The organism is Rhodococcus sp. NPDC003322 (assembly GCF_053589555.1).
In genome coordinates this window covers 1,073,957-1,093,010 of record NZ_JBSFSC010000001.1, presented here as the reverse complement: position 1 = coordinate 1,093,010, position 19,054 = coordinate 1,073,957, and the positions used below count along the sequence as shown (strand labels likewise).

Genomic DNA, 19,054 nt, shown 5'->3' with positions numbered 1-19,054 from the left:
GTGCTGTCCTGGGGATGGGGGCGGGTCAGCGCTTGGCCGGCGGCTGTCCCAGCGCGGTCATGGCGAGGATGTCGCGCTGCACCTCGTTGGTGCCGCCGCCGAAGGTGAGGATCAGCGAGGAGCGGTGCATCCGCTCGACCCGGCCCCGCAGGACCGAGCCCTTCGAGTCCTGGCGCAGGTACGCCAGCGGCCCGAGGACCTCCATCAGCATCCGGTACGCCTCGGTGGCGAACTCGGTGCCGAAGACCTTGCACGCGGACGCATCGCCCTTGCTCGGGGCATCCACGGAGGACACCTCCCAGTTCAGGAGCTTGAGGTATTCGACCTTGGCGTGCACCCGGGCGAGGTTGATCTGCACCCACTCCTGGTCGATGACGCGACGGCCGTCGGCCAGCTTGGTGTTCTGCGCCCACTCGATGGTGTCGCGCAGCGCGCCCTGGATCGGGGCGGCCGAGACCAGCGCGACCCGCTCGTGGTTGAGCTGATTGGTCATCAGACCCCAGCCGCCGTTCTCCTCGCCGACCAGTGCGGACGAGGGGACCCGGACGTCCTGGTAGTAGGTGGCGCTGGTGTCCGGTCCCGCCATCGTGTGCACCGGGGTGTAGGAGAAGCCCTCGGCGGTGGTCGGGACGATCAGCATGCTGATGCCCTTGTGCTTCTTGGCGTTCGGGTCGGTCCGGACGGCGAGCCACACGTAGTCGGCGTAGGCGATCAGCGAGGTCCACATCTTCTGGCCGTTGATGATGTAGTCGTCGCCGTCCTTGACCGCGGTGGTGCGCAGGCTGGCGAGGTCGGTGCCCGCGCCCGGCTCGGAGTACCCGATGGAGAAGTGCAGTTCGCCCGACGAGATCTTGGGCAGGAAGAACTTCTTCTGCTCCTCGGAGCCGTAGTGCATGATCGTCGGCGCGACGGAGTTGATCGTGAGGAACGGCACCGGGGCACCGGCGATGGATGCCTCGTCGGTGAAGATCAACTGGTCGATCGGCGAGCGTTCCTGTCCGCCGTACTCCTTCGGCCATCCCAGGGTGAGCCACCCGTCGCGGCCCATCTCGCGGACGACGTCGCGGTAGACGGTGCCGGAGCCGTACTCGCCGGTCTGGGCGGCCAGTGCTTCGCGGCGTTCGGGAGTGATCAGCTTCGCGAAGTACGCGCGCAGCTCCTCCCGCAGCTTCTGCTGCTCCGCGGTGTAGGTGATGTGCATCTATCCCTCTCCGGTCTGACACAGGTTCTAGTGGTTGATATCCGAGGCCGGCGCGTTTCGATGACGCGGGCGGCGCCGGCGGGTCTTTTGGCCCGTCACGGCGGGTTTTCCGCATCATTGCACAGGAGTGGAACGGGTTCTAGTCTAATGGTGGATATGACCGGGGACACAGCCCGCGGTTCACGGTTGCAGGCATTCGAATCCCATCAGAGAAGAGGTTCATCAATGGAGGTCAAGGTTGATTTCGACCGGTGTGAGGCCAACGGGGTGTGCGTCGGTATCGCGCCCGACGTCTTCGATCTGGACGACGACGAGAACCTGATCGTCACGCAGCCCGTCGGCGACGATCCGGAGACTGTCGCACTGATGGAGGAAGCGGTCTCCCAGTGCCCGCGAGCGGCTCTCAAGCTCGAGCTCTGATCATCGAACCTTGCCGCAAACGAGAACACGTTCTAAGGTGACTGCCGTCACGTATGGGGCGGGTGCTCGAGGACGGCCTCGCCGCCGGTTCCGCATCGATTCACGAAGGCAGTGGTGAGATTGGCTAGTCGCGAGGTAGCTCTGGACGGCAAGGTTGCGATCGTCACCGGTGGGGCCTCGGGTCTCGGCAAGGCCGAGGCCCTCGGCCTTGTCCGGGCCGGCGCGAATGTCGTCGTGAACGACCTCGCCGCCGGCGAGCAGGCGGACGCGCTGCTCGACGAGATCCAGGCCCTCGGGGGCAAGGGGGTGTTCGTCCCCGGCGACATCGGCGAGCGCGCCACCGCAGACGCCCTGATGGCGGCCGCCCAGGAACTGGGTGGCGTCGACATCGTCGTCAACAACGCGGGCATTGTCCGCGACAAGATGCTGTTCTCCATGTCCGACGAGGAATGGGACCTGGTGCTCAAGGTCCACCTGCGCGGACACTTCCTGCTGTGCCGCAACGCGGCGGTGCACTGGCGCGCCGCGTCCAAGGCCGCAGGCGCCCCGGTCTACGGCCGGCTCATCAACACCTCGTCCGAGGCAGGGTTGCTCGGCCCGGCCGGGCAGCCCAACTACGGGGCGGCGAAGGCCGGTATCACCGCGCTGACGCTGTCCGCTGCACGCGGACTCGAGCGGTACGGCGTCCGCGCCAACGCCATCTGCCCCCGCGCCCGGACCGCGATGACCGAGAACGTCTTCGGTGACGCCCCGGAGGGTGATGTCGACCCGCTCTCGCCCGAGCACGTCGTCAACCTCGTCTCCTATCTGGCCTCGCCTGCCGCCGAGGCGATCAACGGCCAGGTGTTCATCGTGTACGGCCCGATGGTCGCCCTGATGGCCGCTCCCGTCGTCGAGCAGAAGTTCGACGCGCCGGGTGCCGAGTGGAGCCCGGAGGGCCTGGCCGAGTCGCTCGGAGACTACTTCGACGGCCGTGACCCGGGCCGGATGTTTGCTGCGACCGAGGCCGTCAAGTCGCTCGGCTGACGTATCGCGTCGCGCCGGACCACTGGTACGGCCATTTCGTTCGCGGTTAAAAGTACTCTGAGGGTTTCCGCATTGTGCGGTGTGACCGGCCCTGATATGTCGCAATTGACGCAGTCTCGACCCCGGTGTGCGCACGTGTCCGACGGACGCATGCGCGGCCGGGGTTGAGGGAGCTGCTGTCCGGCGGCGTGAGCTCGGAGTTTGCGGCGGGTGGGGCGGTGCCGTCAGGCGCTCGCCCGCCGTTGTTGTTCTGGGTCGGCGTGTCGGACGCCGGCCGTCCCACCCGGTGAAAGGTGAAGGCAGGCAACGTGAGTCGTTCGAGGATGCGTCGGAGAGTGGCCAATGCGGCCGCCGTGCTCGGTCTCGTGAATGTCGACGACCGACCCTTCGCGGGTGTGGAGGATTCGATGAACACGCATTCGTCCGCGAACCGGTCCCGCCTGGCTGGATCTGCTCTGACCAGCGGTAATGGTCTGGGTGGAGGACAACTTTGACACGTGAACGTGTTCTATTTAGTATGACCTGGATCACAGACTCCGGGGGGAATCTACACGTCTCTCCGAACCTCGCGTGCGCGAACCGCGGCACGCGTCCGACTTCTGACGAGGAGGAGCGATGAACGACCTCCTTGCCGTGCCGTTGCGGGCCGTCGGCGGCTTCTTCCAGATGTCCGCGCAGGTGTTTCGCGCCATGGTCCAGCGCCCGTTCCAGGGGCGCGAGTTCGTCGACCAGGCCTGGTTCGTCGCGCGGGTCTCGATGGTGCCGACCGTGCTCGTCGCAATCCCCTTCACCGTGCTGGTGAGCTTCACCCTCAACATCCTGCTGCGCGAGATCGGCGCCGCCGACCTGTCGGGCGCCGGCGCTGCCCTGGGTGCGGTCACGCAGGTCGGGCCGATGGTGACGGTGCTGATCGTCGCGGGCGCAGGCGCGACCGCGATCTGCGCGGACCTCGCGGCCAGAACGATCCGCGAGGAGATCGACGCGATGCGGGTGCTCGGCATCGACCCGATCCAGCGGCTGGTGGTGCCGCGTGTGCTCGCGTCGACCGTGATCGCGCTCCTGCTCAATGGACTGGTCAGCACCATCGGCATCGTCGGCGGCTTCGCGTTCTCGGTGCTGCTGCAGGACGTCAATCCCGGCGCCTTCGTCAACGGCATCACGCTGCTCACCGGTTTCGGGGAGCTGATGATCTCGCAGCTCAAGGCCGGACTTTTCGGCATGATCGCCGGCCTGGTGGCGTGCTACCTCGGCCTCAACGTGAAGGGTGGTGCCAAGAGCGTGGGTGACGCCGTGAACCAGACCGTCGTCTTCGCCTTCATGGCCCTGTTCGTCGTCAACGTCCTGGTGACCGCCGTCGGCATCAAGATGACGGCGGGGTGAGGGCATGGCATTCGCACTGACCGGAAAGTTCCGGGGCACGAGGCGGCGCATCCACAAGCTGGGTCTTGGCGTCGACAGCATCGGTGAGCAGGCGCTGTTCTTCTGGCGGGCGCTGGTGTGGGCGCCGCGCGCGCTCATCCACTACCGCAAGGAGACGATCCGGCTGATCGCCGAGATCAGCATGGGCACCGGCGCGCTCGCCGTCATCGGCGGCACCGTCGTCATCGTCGCATTTCTGACACTGTTCTCAGGTGCCGTGATCGCCGTGCAGGGCTACAGCTCGCTCGGCAACATCGGTGTCGAGGCGCTGACGGGCTTCTTCGCCGCGTTCATCAACGTCCGCATCGCCGCACCGGTGATCGCAGGCATCGGCCTGGCCGCCACCATCGGCGCCGGTTCCACTGCCCAGCTGGGTGCGATGCGGGTGTCCGAGGAGATCGACGCGCTCGAGGTGATGGCGATCCCGTCCATCCCGTACCTCGTCAGCACCCGGGTCATGGCCGGGATGATCGCGATCATCCCGCTGTACTCGCTGGCCGTCGTCGCGTCGTTCATGGCCAGCCGCTTTGCCACCGTCGTGATGAACGGGCAGTCGCCCGGCGTCTACGACCATTACTTCTCGACGTTCCTGATGCCGACGGACATCCTGTGGTCGTTCGCGCAGGCCATCGTCATGGGAGTCGCGGTCATGCTGATCCACACCTACTACGGCTACAACGCCGGTGGTGGCCCGGTCGGCGTCGGTGTGGCCGTCGGTAACGCGGTGCGTACTTCGCTGATCGCGGTCGTGACCGTGACCCTGCTCATCTCGCTCGCCGTCTACGGCGGGTCCGGCAACTTCAACCTCTCGGGATAGCGCGCATGACCGATTCCACGTGGAAGAAGAAGCTCGCCGCGCTGATCCTGGTCGGCAGCCTTGTCGCAATTGTGGCCGTGGCCCTGACCATGTTCGCCGGCGGTTTCAAGGAAACCGAGCCGGTGACGGTGACCGCAGAACGTTCCGGTCTGGTGATGGACCCCCAGGCCAAGGTGAAGCTGCGCGGCGTCGAGGTGGGCCGGGTCGGTTCCATCGACGAGGTGGACGGCCAGGCCGTCCTGCACCTGGACATGGATCCCTCTCAGCTGCACCTGATTCCGTCGAACTCGACGGTGGAGATCAAGTCCACCACCGTGTTCGGTGCGAAATACGTCAACTTCGTAGTGCCCGAGAACCCGTCGTCGCAGTCGTTGTCGCCAGGAACCAACATCGAGGCGACCTCGGTGACCGTCGAGTTCAACACCCTGTTCCAGCACCTGTCGACGCTGCTGCAGCAGATCGAACCGGAGAAGCTCAACGCCACCCTCGGGGCGATCTCGTCGGCGCTCAACGGTCGCGGTGACGAACTCGGTCAGCTGCTCGAGGAGACCGATTCGTACCTCAAGACGATGAATCCTGTTCTGCCGCAGCTGCAGAAGGACCTCGAGTCGGCGGCGACCGTGACCAACACGTTCGCGGACGTCACCCCGAACCTGATGACGCTGCTCGACAACGCGACCGCCACCAGCGGCAGCATCGTCGAGGAACAGGCCAACCTGAACCTGCTGCTGATGAACGTCACCGGACTGGCGAACACCGGCAACCAGGTGCTCACCGAGAACGAGGCGAACCTGACGAAGTCCCTGTCGCTGCTCGTACCGACAACATCACTGCTTGCCGAATACTCGCCGAGCCTGGCCTGCGTGATCGTCGGACTGAACAACGTCCGGCCGATCGCCGAAGAGCTCGAGGGCGGTAACCAGCCGGGCGTCGCCCTGAGCGCGAGCTTCCTCCCGGGCGCCGCGCCGTACACCTACCCGAACGATCTGCCGAAGGTGAACGCCTCGGGCGGACCGAACTGCTGGGGTCTGCCGGACTTCGATCCGAAGCGGGACGGCAACGCCCCGTTCGTCGTCACCGACACCGGGACCGTCCCGTACGTCCCGTCGACGAAGGCATCGCTCAACGTGCCCAAGATGTTCCAGTGGCTGTATGCGGGCGTCGCGCCGCAGGGAGGGCAGAACTGATGCGGCCCACCACGATCAAGCTGCTCGCCTTCACCACGGTGATGGTGCTGATCTTCGCCGGCCTGGCGGTCGTCTTCAGCCAGTTCCGATTCAGCAGTGCCGACGGATACAACGCCGAGTTCACCAGCGCCTCCGGGCTCAAGTCGGGTGACAAGGTCCGCATCGCGGGTGTTCCTGTGGGCACGGTCAAGGGCGTCGAGGTAGGCGACGACAACCTCGCCGAGGTGAGCTTCGACGTCGACACCAAGTACCCGCTGCTCCAGAGCACCCGGGCCACGGTGCGCTACGAGAACCTGGTCGGCGACCGCTATCTGGAACTGCTCGAGGGGGCCGGGTCGTCCGACACCCTCTCCGACGGCGGCACCATCCCGGAGTCGCAGACCTCTCCGGCGCTCGATCTGGACCTGCTGCTCGGCGGATTCAAGCCGCTGCTGCGCGGTCTGAACGCGGACCAGGTCAACGACCTCACGGGCGCGCTGCTGCAGGTCCTGCAGGGGCAGGGCGGGACCCTGGTGTCGTTGCTCGGCAGCACCAGCTCGTTCACGTCCACCCTCGCGGACCGCGACCAGCTGATCGGTGACGTGATCACCAATCTCAACACCACGCTGAACACGATCAACGACCGGGGCGACCAGTTCTCGTCCACGCTGGACCATCTGCAGCAACTCGTCAGCGGGCTGGCACAGGACCGCGATCCGATCGGTGCGGCGATCCCGAAGATCGCCACCGCCACGGGCGATCTCGCGCAGCTGCTGGAGGGCACCCGGCCCGATCTGCAGGCCACGATCACCGAGGCGAACCGGGTGGCCACACAGCTCGTCGCCGGTCAGGACCAGGTCGACTGGGTGCTCGAGCGACTGCCCGAGGCATACCGCAAGCTGATCCGCACCGGCACCTACGGCAGCATGTTCCAGTTCTACACGTGTTCGGTCAAGTTCAAGTTCTCCGGGCCGGACGGCCAGGAGTTGCACGTGGAGAACCCGTTGACCCCGACTCAGACGACAGGGAGGTGCGCGTTCCGATGAGCAAGCGTGAACGAAACCCCGTGCAGATCGGCGTCATCGGGCTCGTCGTCGCGGCCTCCCTCGTGGTGGCCGGCCTGCAGTACGATCGGCTGCCGTTCATCGCCGGTGGTGTCCGCTACCAGGCGTACTTCGAGGACGCCGGTGGCCTGCTCACGGGCGACTACGTGACCGTCGCCGGGGTGAACGTCGGCAAGGTGGAGAAGGTCGAACTCGACGGCACCGACGTGCGGGTCGGCTTCTCGATGGACGAGGGCATCCGGCTCGGCGACAGCACGCGAGCCGACATCAAGACCAACACCATCCTCGGGCGCAAGTCGCTGCAGGTGACGCCGGAAGGCTCCGATGTCATGCCGGTCGGCGGCTCGATCCCGTTGGACCGCACCAACTCGCCGTATTCTCTCAACGATGCGCTCGGCGACCTGACGACGTCGGTGTCGGAGCTGAACACCGAGCAGCTCAACGATTCGCTCAACGCGGCATCCGACGCGCTGGCCGACACACCGCCGGAGCTGCGGACCGCGCTGACCGGCATCAGCCGGCTCTCGGAAAGCCTCAACTCGCGTGACGAGTCCCTCAAGGACCTGCTCGCCCGGGCCGAAAGCGTGACGGGCATCCTGTCCCAGCGCAGCGACCAGATCAATTCGCTCGTCGTGGACGGCAACCAGCTGCTCGGCGAACTGGACCGGCGCCGCAATGCGATCAGCGAGCTGATCACCAACATCTCGTACGTCTCGCGCCAGCTCACCGGCGTGGTGCAGGACAACGAGCAGCAGATGAAGCCGACCCTCGACAAGCTCAACGAGACGGTCGAGATCCTGCAGCGCAACAAGGACAACATCGGCCGCGGGCTCGACGGACTCGCCCCGTACGCGACCGCGCTCGGCGAAGCCGTCAGCAGCGGGCCGTTCTTCATGGCGTACGTCGCGAACTTCCAAGTCAGTCCGATGGTGCAGACACTGGTCGACCAACTGGTCTGGCCGGAGCACGTGCCACAGGACCTCCAACAGTTCCCGCCGCTCAAGACCGAGCTCAAGGACCCGAACCGATGAGCGCCCAGATGAACTCGAAGAAGAAGTGGCTGATCGGCGGTGGGGCCGCCGTCGTGGTCGCGGCTCTGGTCGCCGGAGTGCTGTATTTCTTCCCCGGAATCGGCAAGACCACGATCACCGCCGAGTTCCCGTCCACCACGGGCCTCTACGCGGGCGACGACGTGCGCGTTCTCGGCGTGAAGGTCGGCACGATCGGCAGCATCGATCCGAACGGCACCGGTGCGACCGTGGTGATGAATGTCGATCGCTCCGTGGACATTCCGGCGGACGCGAAGGCGATCATCGTCGCCCCGAGCCTCGTCGCGGCGCGTTTCGTCCAGCTCACCCCCGTGTACGACGGCGGCGACACGATGTCGGACGGCGCCGAGATTCCGGTGGAGCGCACCGCCGTTCCGGTCGAGTGGGACGAGATCAAGACCGAGCTGACCAGGCTGTCCGATGCACTCGGGCCGCAGGGGGCCGCCGACCAGGGTTCGCTGGGGCGATTCATCGACACCGCCGCCGCGAACCTCGACGGCAACGGGGATTCGCTGCGTGCCACCCTGCGCGAGCTGTCCGACACGATGAAGCTGCTCTCGGACGGTCGCACCGACCTGTTCGGGACCATCCGGAACCTGCAGGCGTTCGTGTCGACGCTGTCGGCCAGCAACGAGCAGATCGTGCAGTTCGGTGGCCGTCTGGCGTCGGTGTCCTCGCTGCTCGCCGACACGAGTGACGAACTCGGTGTGGCTCTCACCGACCTGGACGTCGCGATGAATGACGTGCAGCGCTTCGTCTCCGAGAACCGGGATTCACTGAGCGAGCAGGTGGGTCGTCTCGCCGATGCCACCACCGTGCTGGTGGAGAAGCGGCCGCAGCTCGAGCAGGTGCTGCACGTGGCGCCGAACGCGCTGGCCAACTTCAACAACATCTACAGTCCGGCGACGGGTTCGATCAACGGTGCCATCGCGCTGAGCAACGCCAACAACCCGATCAACGCGGTGTGCGGCCTGATCGAGGGTCTCGGCACCAATGATTCGGACCGCAGTGGCGAGCTGTGCGCGCAATACCTCGGACCGGTGCTGAACTCGGTCGCGATGAACTACCCGGGCTTCCTGACCAACCCGGCGATCGCCGCTGTCGCCACGCCCGACCAGATCGCGTTCTCCCCGCCGAGCCTGGCAGACCAGGTCCCGGCCCGCACGGCCACGACTCCGGCTTCAGGTCCGCTCGCGAACATGCCCACGATCAACGTGCCCAAGGATCTTGGCGCACTGCTCAACCCGGGAGGCGGACGATGACCGCGCGTTGGCCGCGCCGTCGCCGGGCGGCGCTTGCCGCGGTGGCGATGGGGCTGACCCTCACCCTCACCGGCTGTGAGTGGAACGGACTCAACTCGATTCCGCTGCCCGGCACCGAGGGCGGCGAGGAGGGCTCCTACACCGTCACGATCGAGATGCCGAACGTCACCACGCTGTCGCAGAATTCACCGGTCCGGGTGAACGATGTGACGGTGGGGACCGTCAGCGGTATCGAGGTACAGGACTGGCACGCCCTCGTCACCGTGTCGATCAATCCCGGCGTGGAGCTGCCGGCCAACGCGACCGCGAAGATCGGCCAGACCAGCCTGCTCGGTTCTCAGCACCTGGAGCTCGCACCGCCGCCCGGTGTCGCGCCGAAGGGCACGCTGCAGGACGGAGACGTGATCCCGCTCGATCGGGCCGGGGCGTACCCGACCACCGAGCAGACGCTGTCGTCGCTGTCGGTGGTGCTCAACGGAGGCGGGCTCGCGCAGATCAACGACATCACCCGTGAACTGAACGCGGCGCTCGGCGGCCGCGAGGAATCGATCCGGGATCTGCTGCCGCAGCTCGACCAGCTCGTCGGCAGCCTCGACGCGCAGCGCGGCGAGATCATCTCTGCGATGGAGGGGATCGACCGGCTGGCAGGCACGGTGAACCAGCAGAGTGAAGTCCTCACTGCCGCCCTGGACGGGATCCCGCCGGCGCTGGAGGTGCTGGTGGGTCAGCGGCAGAACCTCACCAATGCTCTTGTCGCACTGGGTAATTTCAGTGATACCGCCACCCGCGTGATCAACGAGAGCGGCGACGACCTGAAGGCGAACCTGCAGTCACTCGTCCCGTTGCTGAACCAGTTGGCCGGCACCGGCAACGCGCTGACCGAGGTGCTCTCGCTGATGCTCACGTTCCCGTTCGCGATGAAGAACCTGGACCAGGTGTTCCGCGGCGACTACGCCAACCTGATGATGATGATCGACCTGACCAACCAGCGGCTGGACACGAACTTCCTCGGCGGGACGAGCACGGGTACCCGGCTCGCGGGCGTGGAAGGTGCGCTCGGAGCGTTCGCCGGCGTCGCCGGTGAGGCGGCCAACCCGCTGCAGACTCCCGCGCCGAAGGCCCCGAATCCCGTCCAGGCGGAGCCGAAACCCGCACCCGCACCGTTGATTCCGGGGCTGCCGCAGATTCAGATTCCCGGCCTTCCGCAGCTAGGAGCGCCGACACCATGATGCTCACGAAGTTCGTCCGCACCCAGCTGGTGATCTTCTCGATCCTCACCGTGATCGGGCTGGCGGTGATGGCCACCCAGTACGTGCGCCTGCCCGCGCTGTTCGGGATCGGGCAGTTCGGCGTCACGGTGCAGCTGCCGTCCACCGGTGGTTTGTACCCGAACGCCAACGTCGCGTTCCGCGGCACCAACATCGGCAAGGTCGAGGACGTGGTGCTCACCGAGGACGGTGTCGACGCGAAGCTCTCGATCGGCAGCGGCTACGACATCCCCGCCGACGTCGATGCCGCGGTCAAGAGCGTGTCCGCGATCGGTGAGCAGTACGTGGACCTGATCCCGCGCTCCGACTCCGAGCCGTACCTGTCCGACGGTGATGTGATTCCGATGGACCGGACCTCGACGCCGCAGGACGTCGGTGCGATGCTCGACCAGGCCGACACCCTGGTCAAGAGCATTTCGAACACCCAGTTGCGCACCGTGGTCGACGAGTCGTTCAAGGCGTTCAACGGCGCCGGGCCGGACCTGCAGCGGCTGATCGACTCCGCGCGACTGTTCGTGCAGGAGGCCAACGCCAACGTCGACGCCACCAAGACCCTGATCGACCAGGCTGGCGCACTGCTCGACACCCAGGTGGTCACGAGCGATGCGATCCGCTCCTGGACAGCCGATCTGGTGACCTTCAGCAACCAGTTGCGGGCCAGCGACCCGCAGATCCGGGACCTGCTCGAGAAGGGGCCGGAGGCCGCGGCGGAGGCCACCGAACTGTTCCAGGAGTTGCAGCCCACCCTCCCGGTGCTGCTGGCGAACCTCGTCAGCGTGGGTGAAGTTGGGGTGATCTACAACAAGAGCATCGAGCAGGTCATGGTGATCTACCCGCCGCTGGTCACCGGGCTGATGACCGCTGCGCTCAGTGGACCGCGCGAGGACGGCGCGATCGCGAACTTCTACCTGCAGGCCAACGATCCGCCGCCGTGCACCACCGGCTTCCTCCCGCCCGACCAGTGGCGCTCCGGCGACGAAGTGTCCGTCCCGGACACGCCGCCCGACCTGTTCTGCAAGGTGGCACCGGACGACCCCACCGCGGTTCGTGGTGCGCGCAACTACCCGTGCCAGGAGTTCCCCGGCCGCCGCGCAGGCACGGTCGAGGAGTGCCGCACGGGATACGTTCCGCAGGGCAACAACCCGCCGAGCGGTCCGGTCCAGGATCCGTCTGTACCCTCGTACACGACGGCTCCGGCGTCGTACGACGGAGCCTCGGGAGTGCCCGCCACGGCGCGCCCGTACGACCCGACAACCGGTAAATACGTCGGGCCCGACGGCCGCCTGTACGCCCAGCCCGCGCTGGCGTCGGGTGGAAAAGCAAGAGAGGACACGACGTGGCAGACGATGATGACACGTCAGCAGGGCTGACGCCCGAGAGCAATCCGGCTCCACGCCGGCGGGCCAGCCGCAGCGCCGGTCCTCCGAAGGAGGCTCCGGCGCCCGCGGTCACCGAGTCCGAGGGCAAGGAGGCGCTCGCTCCGGCCGCGACTGCGTTGCGGGACACCGGCGCTGCCGCGACCGGAGGGGAGGCACCCGAGGCCGCTGCGCCGCAGGCCTCGGCCGCCGCACAGGAGCAGACCGCGCACGAGCAGACGGTGGCCGACGTGCCGGCCGTGGGCGAGGACGTCGCCGACGAGGCCGAGCCCGAGGCGGCCCGGTCGCGCCGCGGCCGTCTCGGGTGGGTGCTCGCGGGCCTGCTCGTGGTGGCCCTGGTTGCGTCCGCGGTGTGGCTGTTGATTGAGCGAAACGCCGCGAACGACCGGGACGCACAACGAAATGCGTTCGTGCAGACAGCCCGTCAGACCGTGCTCAACCTGACCACGATCAAGCCGGACACCGCCAAGGAGGACGTGGAGCGCATCCTGGCCGGCGCCAGCGGCGAATTCCGGTCCGAGTTCGACGGACGCGAGGATCCCTTCGTCAGCGTCGTGCAGGAGGCCGGCGTGACCACCGTCGGCAAGATCCTCGAGGCCGGGTTCGAGAGCCAGGACGGCAACACCGGCAAGGTGCTGGTCGCCGCCCGCGCCGACGTCAGCACCCCGGACGGCACGCAGAACGGCCCGCGGGACTTCCGCATGCGGGTCACTGTCACCGATGACGGTGGCACCATGACGGCCTCGAAGGTGGAGTTCGTGCCATGAGCGAAGACGAGAAGAAGACGAACGGGTCGACGGTGACGGAGCCCACGGCGACCGGCACGACCGGTGCGGAGCAGTCGGTTACCGAGACTGCGGTTGGTGAGTCGGCGGAAACCGTTGTCGGGAAGTCGGGTTCGACCGCCAAGGCACTCGCTGCCGTGGCCGCCGTGCTGGTGCTCGCGCTCGCGGTCGGCGTCGGCATCCTGTTTACGGGATACCTGAAGGACCGGGCCACCGAGCAGGCCCGCGTCGACGCGGTGGCGTCGGCGAGTGACCAGGCCGCGAAGATGCTGTCCTACAACTACAACGAGGTCGATCAGCAGCTGGCCGCCGCGGCCGACGGCCTGACCGGTGACTTCCGGGACGAGTACAACACCCTGGTACAGGAGACCATCGCGCCGGGTGCGAAGGACAAGAAGCTGACCGTGCAGGCCACCGTGCAGGCCGGGTCCGTCGTCTCCGCCACCCCCGACGACGCGGTGGTGCTGCTGTTCGTCAACCAGATCACCACCAGCTCCGACGCTCCCGACGCCGCCACCACCGGCAGCCGGGTTCGCATGGAGATGCACAAGGACGGTGGTCGCTGGCTGACCGGGCGGCTCACCCCGGTGTAGATCCCAGGGGAACGAAAGTGGGGCGCCGCAGGAAACATCCTGCGGCGCCCCACTTTTCGTACCCGGGTCAGTCGGTCGGGTCGGTCGACATCAGGGCCTGGCCGGCGACCGAGTCGCGGGACAGAGCGGTGAGGAACGCCTTCGCCCAGCGGTCGACGTCGTGGGCGAGGACCTGGCGTCGCAGGGCGCGCATGTGCCGGCGACCGTCCTCGCGGGGCTGGGTGAGCGCCGCCTCCATCTTGTCCTTCACGTCTTCGAGATCGTGCGGGTTGCACAGGAACGCCTGGCGCAGTTCGGCGGCGGCACCGGTGAACTCGCTGAGCACCAGTGCGCCACCGAGGTCGCTGCGGCAGGCCACGTACTCCTTGGCCACCAGGTTCATGCCGTCGCGCAGCGGCGTCACCAGCATCACGTCGGCGGCGACGAAGAACGCGATCAGCTCGTCGCGGGCGATCGGACGGTGGATGTAGTGGACGACCGGCCGGCCGACCTCCGCGTACTCGCCGTTGATCCGGCTCACCGTCATCTCGATCTCGCCGCGCATCTGCACGTACGACTCGACGCGTTCCCGGCTCGGGGTCGCCAGCTGCACCATCACGGTCTCCGCCGGATCGACCCGGCCTTCGGCGATGAGCTCGTGCAGGGCGTCGAGCCTGACGTCGATGCCCTTCGTGTAGTCGAGACGGTCGACGCCGAGCATGATCTTCTTCGGGTTGCCGAGTTCCTTGCGGATCTGCCGGGCGCGGTCGCGGATCGCCTTGGTGCGGGACTGCACGTCGAGCGCGCCGGAGTCGATGGAGATCGGGAAGGCGCCGACCCGGACGGTGCGGAAACCGACCTGCACGACACCGAGTTTCGACCGCACCCCGACGGTGCCGCGGGAGGTCTGGTGACCCAGCAGGCGACGGGCGAGGAACAGGAAGTTCTCCGCCCCGCCGGGCAGGTGGAAGCCGATCAGGTCTGCGCCGAGCAGGCCTTCGACGATCTCCGTTCGCCACGGCATCTGCATGAACAGCTCAACCGGGGGGAACGGGATGTGCAGGAAGAACCCGATGGTCAGGTCGGGTCGGAGCATCCGCAGCATCTTCGGGACCAGCTGCAGCTGGTAGTCCTGGATCCAGACGGTCGCGCCCTCGGCGGCCGCCTCGGCCGTCTGCTCCGCGAAACGGCGGTTGACCTCGACATAGGCGTTCCACCATTCGCGCCGGTACTCCGGGCGGACGATCACGTCGTGGTAGAGCGGCCACAGGGTGGCGTTCGAGAAGCCCTCGTAGTAGTCCGCGACCTCCTGGGAGCTCAGCGCGACCGGGTGCATCTCGATGCCGTCCTCGACGATCGGCTCGAGGTCGGTGTCGGGGACGCCGGGCCAGCCCACCCATGCTCCGCTGTTGCCGCGGAGGATGGGTTCGAGGGCGGTGACCAGTCCGCCGGGGCTGCGCTTCCAGCGGGTGCTGCCGTCCGGCAGCTTCTCCAGATCGACGGGCAGCCGGTTGGCGACGACGACGAATTCCGAAGCGGCTGAGCCCACTGTGATCCTGTTCCATAAGCCGCGCTGCCGGACCGGCAGCGTCGGCGACCTAGTCGATCTTGGCCGAGGGGCCGATGCCGAGCATAGACAGCAACATGCGGCATTCGTCGGCGTCTGCGGCATATGCGGCGACGACGCGCTGCGCCTGTCGCGCGGTTTCGTCGGTGACGGGTTCGAGTTCCTCGTCGGGGATGTCGTTCTCGGTGGTCGTCTTGGTGGCCATGGTGCCGGTTCCTCCAGGGGGAAGCTGCGGGACGCGCAGCCGGGGATTTCTGCCCGCGACTCTAAGAGAACGGGGCCCCTCGGCGCCAGTTCCGTCTGGTTTAGGGTTCACTCACTTCTCGGGCCCGGGCGGGCGATGACCACCGTGTCCGGGCGCGGTCAGACGAGCAGCTCGGCGCGCAGTGTGTCGATCGTCGCCTGGTCGATGTCCAGTCCCTCGCGAATGTAGCCGTCCATGCTGCCGTAGATCCGCTCGGCCTGGTCGTAGGCGGCGTTCAGCCAGGACAGTTCGACGGCGTCGTCGCGGCCGAGGTAGGCGTTGGATGCCATGAAGTCGGCGCTGATCACGTCGCGGGGCACGCCGAGGATGCTCAGCAGGATCGCGGTGCTCCAGCCGGTGCGGTCCTTGCCCGCGCTGCAGTGGTAGACGGTGGCGCCGTCGGGGTTGTTCGCGATCGCCGTGATCAGGTCGTGGAACGCGACGTCCGATCCGCGGTAGTTGACCATGAACGGATAGCCGATGGTTTGTCCGATGTCCGACGAGCCGCTGGTCGCGGCGTCGATCAGGGCGCGCCCGAGGGTCAGTGGCACGGCCTCGTGGAAGCCGATGCCGTTCTCGAGGCTGACGACGTCCGCGACCTGGTAGCGGATGCCGGCGGGGATCCGGTCCGGGGCCTCCTTGCGTTCGGACGCATTGCGCAGGTCGACGTCGAGGGTGACGTTCGCGGCGGTCAGCTTGGCCTGGTCGGAGTCGCTGAGGGAACTGAGCTTGTTCGATCGGAACACCAGGCCGGTGCGGACGGTCCGGCCGTCGGAGGTGCGGTAGCCACCGATGTCGCGGAAGTTCCTGGCCTCGTCCAGCCGGATCGCGGCCGCGGAGGGCGGCGGGATCTCGGGAAGTGTCGGCTGCTCGCCGGATGATCCGAAGTTGCTCGATCCCGACTTCAGGTCGCCCCAGTCCACCGAGGCCGCGGAGGCGGTGCCGACCAGCGTTGCGGAGGCGCTGCCGGCGAGCGCGGGGATCGCTGAGATCGCGGCGGCGAGGGCGAAGCCCATCGCGCGCGAGTACCTACGGGTCGAGCGTGCTGAACTCATCGTGCTCCTCGTGGACCGGGAAACTCGGTGCGAGGCTACAAGGGCGCGGGTCCGCCCGAAGGCGTTTCTGGTCGATCGTTCAGCATGCCTTCGCGTTCACCATGCACTGGGTTCGGGCGGGCCGCCGCAGGGTACGGTGACCAGCGTCGTTGCCGTCCTCGGAAAGGTCTGTTCATGCCGCTCGCCACGATCAACGGGATTCAGCTGAATTACCAGGTCAAGGGCTCCGGTGATCTGGTCGTGCTGATCATGGGCACGGGCAGCCCCGGCCGGGTGTGGGACCTTCACCAGGTGCCTGCGCTGGTCGCCGCGGGCTACCGGGTGTGCACGTTCGACAATCGCGGCATCGCGCCGACCGACGAATGCGCGGACGGTTTCACGATCGAGGATCTGGTGGCGGACACCGCCGCGCTGATCGAGCACCTCGGCGGCCCGGCCTACGTCGTCGGCACCTCTCTCGGCGCCCGGATCGCTCAGGAACTGGCACTTTCCCGGCCGGAACTGGTTCGCAAGGCCGTCTTCCTCGCCGCGCACGGCCGCCGGGACACGCTGCAGAAGGCGTTGTCCGAGGGTGAGCGGGAACTGGATCGGCAGGGCATCGTCCTGCCCGATTCGTACCGGGCGGCGATCACGGCCGTGCTGAACCTGTCGCCGGCCTCGCTGGTCGACCCGATGGCCGCGCAGGACTGGCTCGACATCTTCGCGTTCTCGAAGGGCGAGTCCTCGCCCGGTGTCCGGGCGCAGAAGAACCTCGACGACTTCGGGGACCGGCTGTCCGCGTACGGCAGGATCACGGTGCCGTGCCTGGCGATCGGGTTCGCCGACGACCGCCTGCTGGCGCCGACCCTGGCCGCGGAGGTCGCGAAGGCCATCCCGGGCGCCCAGTACGTCGAGTTGGAGGACTGCGGTCACTACGGCTACCTCGAGCGCCCGGACGCGGTGAACTCCGCGATCCTCGACTTCCTCAAGGGCTAGGTCCGGTTCCGCACGGGCTGGTTCCGGTTCCTCGAGGGCTGGTTCCGGCCCGCGCCTCGCACACGGAACCCGTTGAGTATTAGGGTAGGCTGCGCTACTAATACGGGGGCCTCGGATCGACCGCGGGGCGCTGGGAACAACGGGACCGCCGCGCACCACGGCGAGGATGGACTGCTGCCATGACTTCGACTCGGACGGCCGGGGATTCCCGGTCCGAAGTGTTGGACATCGTCGGGGTCGGGTTCGGGCCCTCGAACCTCGCACTCGCCATCGCGATCGAGGAACACAACGCGACCTGCGCACCCGAGGACCGGGTGCGGGCGCGCTTCGTCGAGCGGCAGGACAGGTTCGTCTGGCATCCGGGCATGCTCCTCGACGGAGCCACCATGCAGATCGCGTTCCCGAAGGATCTGGTGACCTTCCGCAACCCGGCGAGCACCTACAGCTTCTTCTCCTACCTCTTCGACCGGGGCCGGCTGGTCGACTTCGTCAACCACCAGACGTTCTTCCCGACCCGGCACGAGTTCAACGACTACCTGCAGTGGGCGGCCGAGCGCGTCGACGCCGACGTCCGGTACGGGGTGGCGGTCACCGGGATCGGCGGGGTCCGCTCCGGTGACGGCACCGTCGACGAATTCGCCATTGACACCGCCGACGGCCAGACCCTGTACGCCCGAAACATCGCGGTCGGCGCAGGCCTGCGCGAGCGGCTGCCGGATTGGGCAACGCCGTCGCCGCGCTGCTTCCACAATCACAAGTTCCTGTTCCACCTCGAGCAGATGCCCGAGGTCCGGCACCAGCGGTTCGCGGTGCTCGGCGCGGGACAGAGCGCCGCCGAGGTGGTGCAGTACCTGCATCGGAACTACCCGCAGGCCGAGGTGCACAGCGTGTTCTCGCGGTACGGGTACAGCCCCGCCGACGACAGCCCGTACGCCAACCGGATCTTCGACCCGTCCACCGTCGACGAGTTCCACGGCGCCAGCCCCCTCGAACGGGAGCGGCTGCTCAGCCTGCACAAGGGCACCAACTACTCCGTCGTCGACATCGACCTGATCAACGAGCTGTACACCGCCGAGTACCAGGAACTGGTCAGCGGGAAGCGGCGGCTGTTCATGCACCGGGCGTCGGACGTCGTGTCCGTGCAGGACGGTGAGGACGCCATCGAGGTGGGGATCCGGAGCAACCTCGACGGACTCACCGACACGCTGACCTGCGACGCGCTCGTTCTGGCCACCGGCTTCGCGCCTGCGCCGCTCCGCGAGCTGCTCGGGGAATTCGCACCGGCCGGTGACGTGGTCACCGGGGTCGCCCGCGACTACCGTCTCGACACCCCGGCCGACGTGCGCGCCGGCATCTACCTTCAGGGCGGGACCGAGAAGACCCACGGCTTGACGGCCTCGCTGCTGTCGAACGTGGCGGTCCGCGCGGGAGAGATCTTGAATTCCATCGTGATAAATCGATCAGCGGACTTCGACCTTGATAGGGTCGAGACTTCCACAGGGGTGGAGAGCACCACGAACGAGTTTGCGACAAGCGAGGCCAAATGAGCACGAATCCCTTTGACGACGAAGACGGCCGCTTCTATGTGCTCGTCAACGACGAGGACCAGCACTCGTTGTGGCCCACCTTCTCCGACGTGCCGCAGGGCTGGCGCGTGGTTTTCGGTGAGGACACCCGTCAGGCCTGCGTCGAGTACGTAGAGAAGAACTGGACCGACATGCGGCCGAAGAGCCTGCGTGAGGCGATGGAGAAGGACAAGGCCGCCGGAAACGGCTAGTCACCGCGCCG

Annotated in this window: 19 protein-coding genes; 15 read left to right on the top strand and 4 right to left on the bottom strand. The window is 67.2% G+C overall.

The genetic code is table 11. The features are described from left to right. Positions 1-25: 25 nt before the first annotated feature. Positions 26-1,201, bottom strand: coding sequence for an acyl-CoA dehydrogenase family protein (locus ACWDUM_RS05140; protein ID WP_450116567.1), 1,176 nt, complete (start codon positions 1,199-1,201; stop codon positions 26-28). A 225-nt stretch (positions 1,202-1,426) separates the two neighbouring features. On the opposite strand from ACWDUM_RS05140, the gene ACWDUM_RS05135 reads away from it, so the two are divergent. The 12 genes from ACWDUM_RS05135 (at position 1,427) to ACWDUM_RS05080 (ending at position 13,446) form a co-directional block, all read left to right on the top strand. Further along, positions 1,427-1,621, top strand: a complete 195-nt coding sequence (locus tag ACWDUM_RS05135; RefSeq protein WP_450116568.1) for a ferredoxin — start codon at positions 1,427-1,429, stop codon at positions 1,619-1,621. Between the two features lie 120 nt (positions 1,622-1,741). Continuing rightward, entirely contained in the window at positions 1,742-2,647 is a 906-nt protein-coding gene (locus ACWDUM_RS05130; protein ID WP_450116600.1) for a 3-oxoacyl-ACP reductase, read from the top strand. Between the two features lie 615 nt (positions 2,648-3,262). After that, positions 3,263-4,027 (top strand): MlaE family ABC transporter permease, encoded by a 765-nt coding sequence (locus tag ACWDUM_RS05125; RefSeq protein ID WP_450116569.1) that lies wholly within the window; start codon positions 3,263-3,265, stop codon positions 4,025-4,027. A gap of 4 nt (positions 4,028-4,031) precedes the next feature. Further along, positions 4,032-4,883: an MlaE family ABC transporter permease gene (locus ACWDUM_RS05120; RefSeq protein WP_450116570.1), complete on the top strand. Its 852-nt coding sequence runs from the start codon at positions 4,032-4,034 to the stop codon at positions 4,881-4,883. Positions 4,884-4,888: 5 nt separating this feature from the next. Next, positions 4,889-6,070, top strand: coding sequence for an MCE family protein (locus tag ACWDUM_RS05115; RefSeq protein ID WP_450133118.1), 1,182 nt, complete (start codon positions 4,889-4,891; stop codon positions 6,068-6,070). Then, positions 6,070-7,095 carry an MCE family protein gene (locus ACWDUM_RS05110; protein ID WP_450116572.1) on the top strand — a complete coding sequence of 342 codons (1,026 nt, stop codon included), beginning with the start codon at positions 6,070-6,072 and terminating at the stop codon, positions 7,093-7,095. The genes ACWDUM_RS05115 and ACWDUM_RS05110 overlap by 1 nt, the downstream gene beginning before the upstream one ends. Beyond that, positions 7,092-8,144, top strand: a complete 1,053-nt coding sequence (locus ACWDUM_RS05105) for an MCE family protein (RefSeq protein WP_450133117.1) — start codon at positions 7,092-7,094, stop codon at positions 8,142-8,144. The genes ACWDUM_RS05110 and ACWDUM_RS05105 overlap by 4 nt, the downstream gene beginning before the upstream one ends. Beyond that, positions 8,141-9,424, top strand: coding sequence for an MCE family protein (locus ACWDUM_RS05100; RefSeq protein WP_450133116.1), 1,284 nt, complete (start codon positions 8,141-8,143; stop codon positions 9,422-9,424). The genes ACWDUM_RS05105 and ACWDUM_RS05100 overlap by 4 nt, the downstream gene beginning before the upstream one ends. Continuing rightward, entirely contained in the window at positions 9,421-10,653 is a 1,233-nt protein-coding gene (locus ACWDUM_RS05095; RefSeq protein ID WP_450133115.1) for an MCE family protein, read from the top strand. Before ACWDUM_RS05100 ends, ACWDUM_RS05095 begins: the two co-directional genes overlap by 4 nt. Continuing rightward, positions 10,650-12,062: an MCE family protein gene (locus ACWDUM_RS05090; protein ID WP_450116576.1), complete on the top strand. Its 1,413-nt coding sequence runs from the start codon at positions 10,650-10,652 to the stop codon at positions 12,060-12,062. Before ACWDUM_RS05095 ends, ACWDUM_RS05090 begins: the two co-directional genes overlap by 4 nt. After that, positions 12,029-12,835, top strand: coding sequence for a hypothetical protein (locus tag ACWDUM_RS05085; RefSeq protein WP_450133114.1), 807 nt, complete (start codon positions 12,029-12,031; stop codon positions 12,833-12,835). The genes ACWDUM_RS05090 and ACWDUM_RS05085 overlap by 34 nt, the downstream gene beginning before the upstream one ends. Continuing rightward, positions 12,832-13,446, top strand: coding sequence for a h domain protein (locus ACWDUM_RS05080; RefSeq protein WP_450133113.1), 615 nt, complete (start codon positions 12,832-12,834; stop codon positions 13,444-13,446). The genes ACWDUM_RS05085 and ACWDUM_RS05080 overlap by 4 nt, the downstream gene beginning before the upstream one ends. 67 nt (positions 13,447-13,513) lie before the next feature. Here the strand turns inward: ACWDUM_RS05080 and ACWDUM_RS05075 are convergent, their stop codons facing one another. The 3 genes from ACWDUM_RS05075 to ACWDUM_RS05065 form a co-directional block, all read right to left on the bottom strand. Beyond that, positions 13,514-15,097: an alpha,alpha-trehalose-phosphate synthase (UDP-forming) gene (locus ACWDUM_RS05075; protein ID WP_450116579.1), complete on the bottom strand. Its 1,584-nt coding sequence runs from the start codon at positions 15,095-15,097 to the stop codon at positions 13,514-13,516. Next, positions 15,024-15,197: a hypothetical protein gene (locus tag ACWDUM_RS05070; RefSeq protein ID WP_450116580.1), complete on the bottom strand. Its 174-nt coding sequence runs from the start codon at positions 15,195-15,197 to the stop codon at positions 15,024-15,026. Before ACWDUM_RS05070 ends, ACWDUM_RS05075 begins: the two co-directional genes overlap by 74 nt. Before the next feature lie 158 nt (positions 15,198-15,355). Continuing rightward, complete coding sequence (locus ACWDUM_RS05065; RefSeq protein WP_450133112.1) at positions 15,356-16,291, bottom strand: tyrosine-protein phosphatase; 936 nt, start codon at positions 16,289-16,291, stop codon at positions 15,356-15,358. A 174-nt stretch (positions 16,292-16,465) separates the two neighbouring features. Between ACWDUM_RS05065 and ACWDUM_RS05060 the strand changes: the two genes are divergently transcribed. The 3 genes from ACWDUM_RS05060 (at position 16,466) to ACWDUM_RS05050 (ending at position 19,043) form a co-directional block, all read left to right on the top strand. Continuing rightward, positions 16,466-17,266 (top strand): alpha/beta fold hydrolase, encoded by an 801-nt coding sequence (locus ACWDUM_RS05060; RefSeq protein ID WP_450133111.1) that lies wholly within the window; start codon positions 16,466-16,468, stop codon positions 17,264-17,266. A gap of 179 nt (positions 17,267-17,445) precedes the next feature. After that, positions 17,446-18,813: a lysine N(6)-hydroxylase/L-ornithine N(5)-oxygenase family protein gene (locus tag ACWDUM_RS05055; RefSeq protein WP_450133110.1), complete on the top strand. Its 1,368-nt coding sequence runs from the start codon at positions 17,446-17,448 to the stop codon at positions 18,811-18,813. Further along, positions 18,810-19,043 carry an MbtH family protein gene (locus ACWDUM_RS05050; protein ID WP_450116584.1) on the top strand — a complete coding sequence of 78 codons (234 nt, stop codon included), beginning with the start codon at positions 18,810-18,812 and terminating at the stop codon, positions 19,041-19,043. The genes ACWDUM_RS05055 and ACWDUM_RS05050 overlap by 4 nt, the downstream gene beginning before the upstream one ends. Positions 19,044-19,054 lie beyond the last annotated feature (11 nt).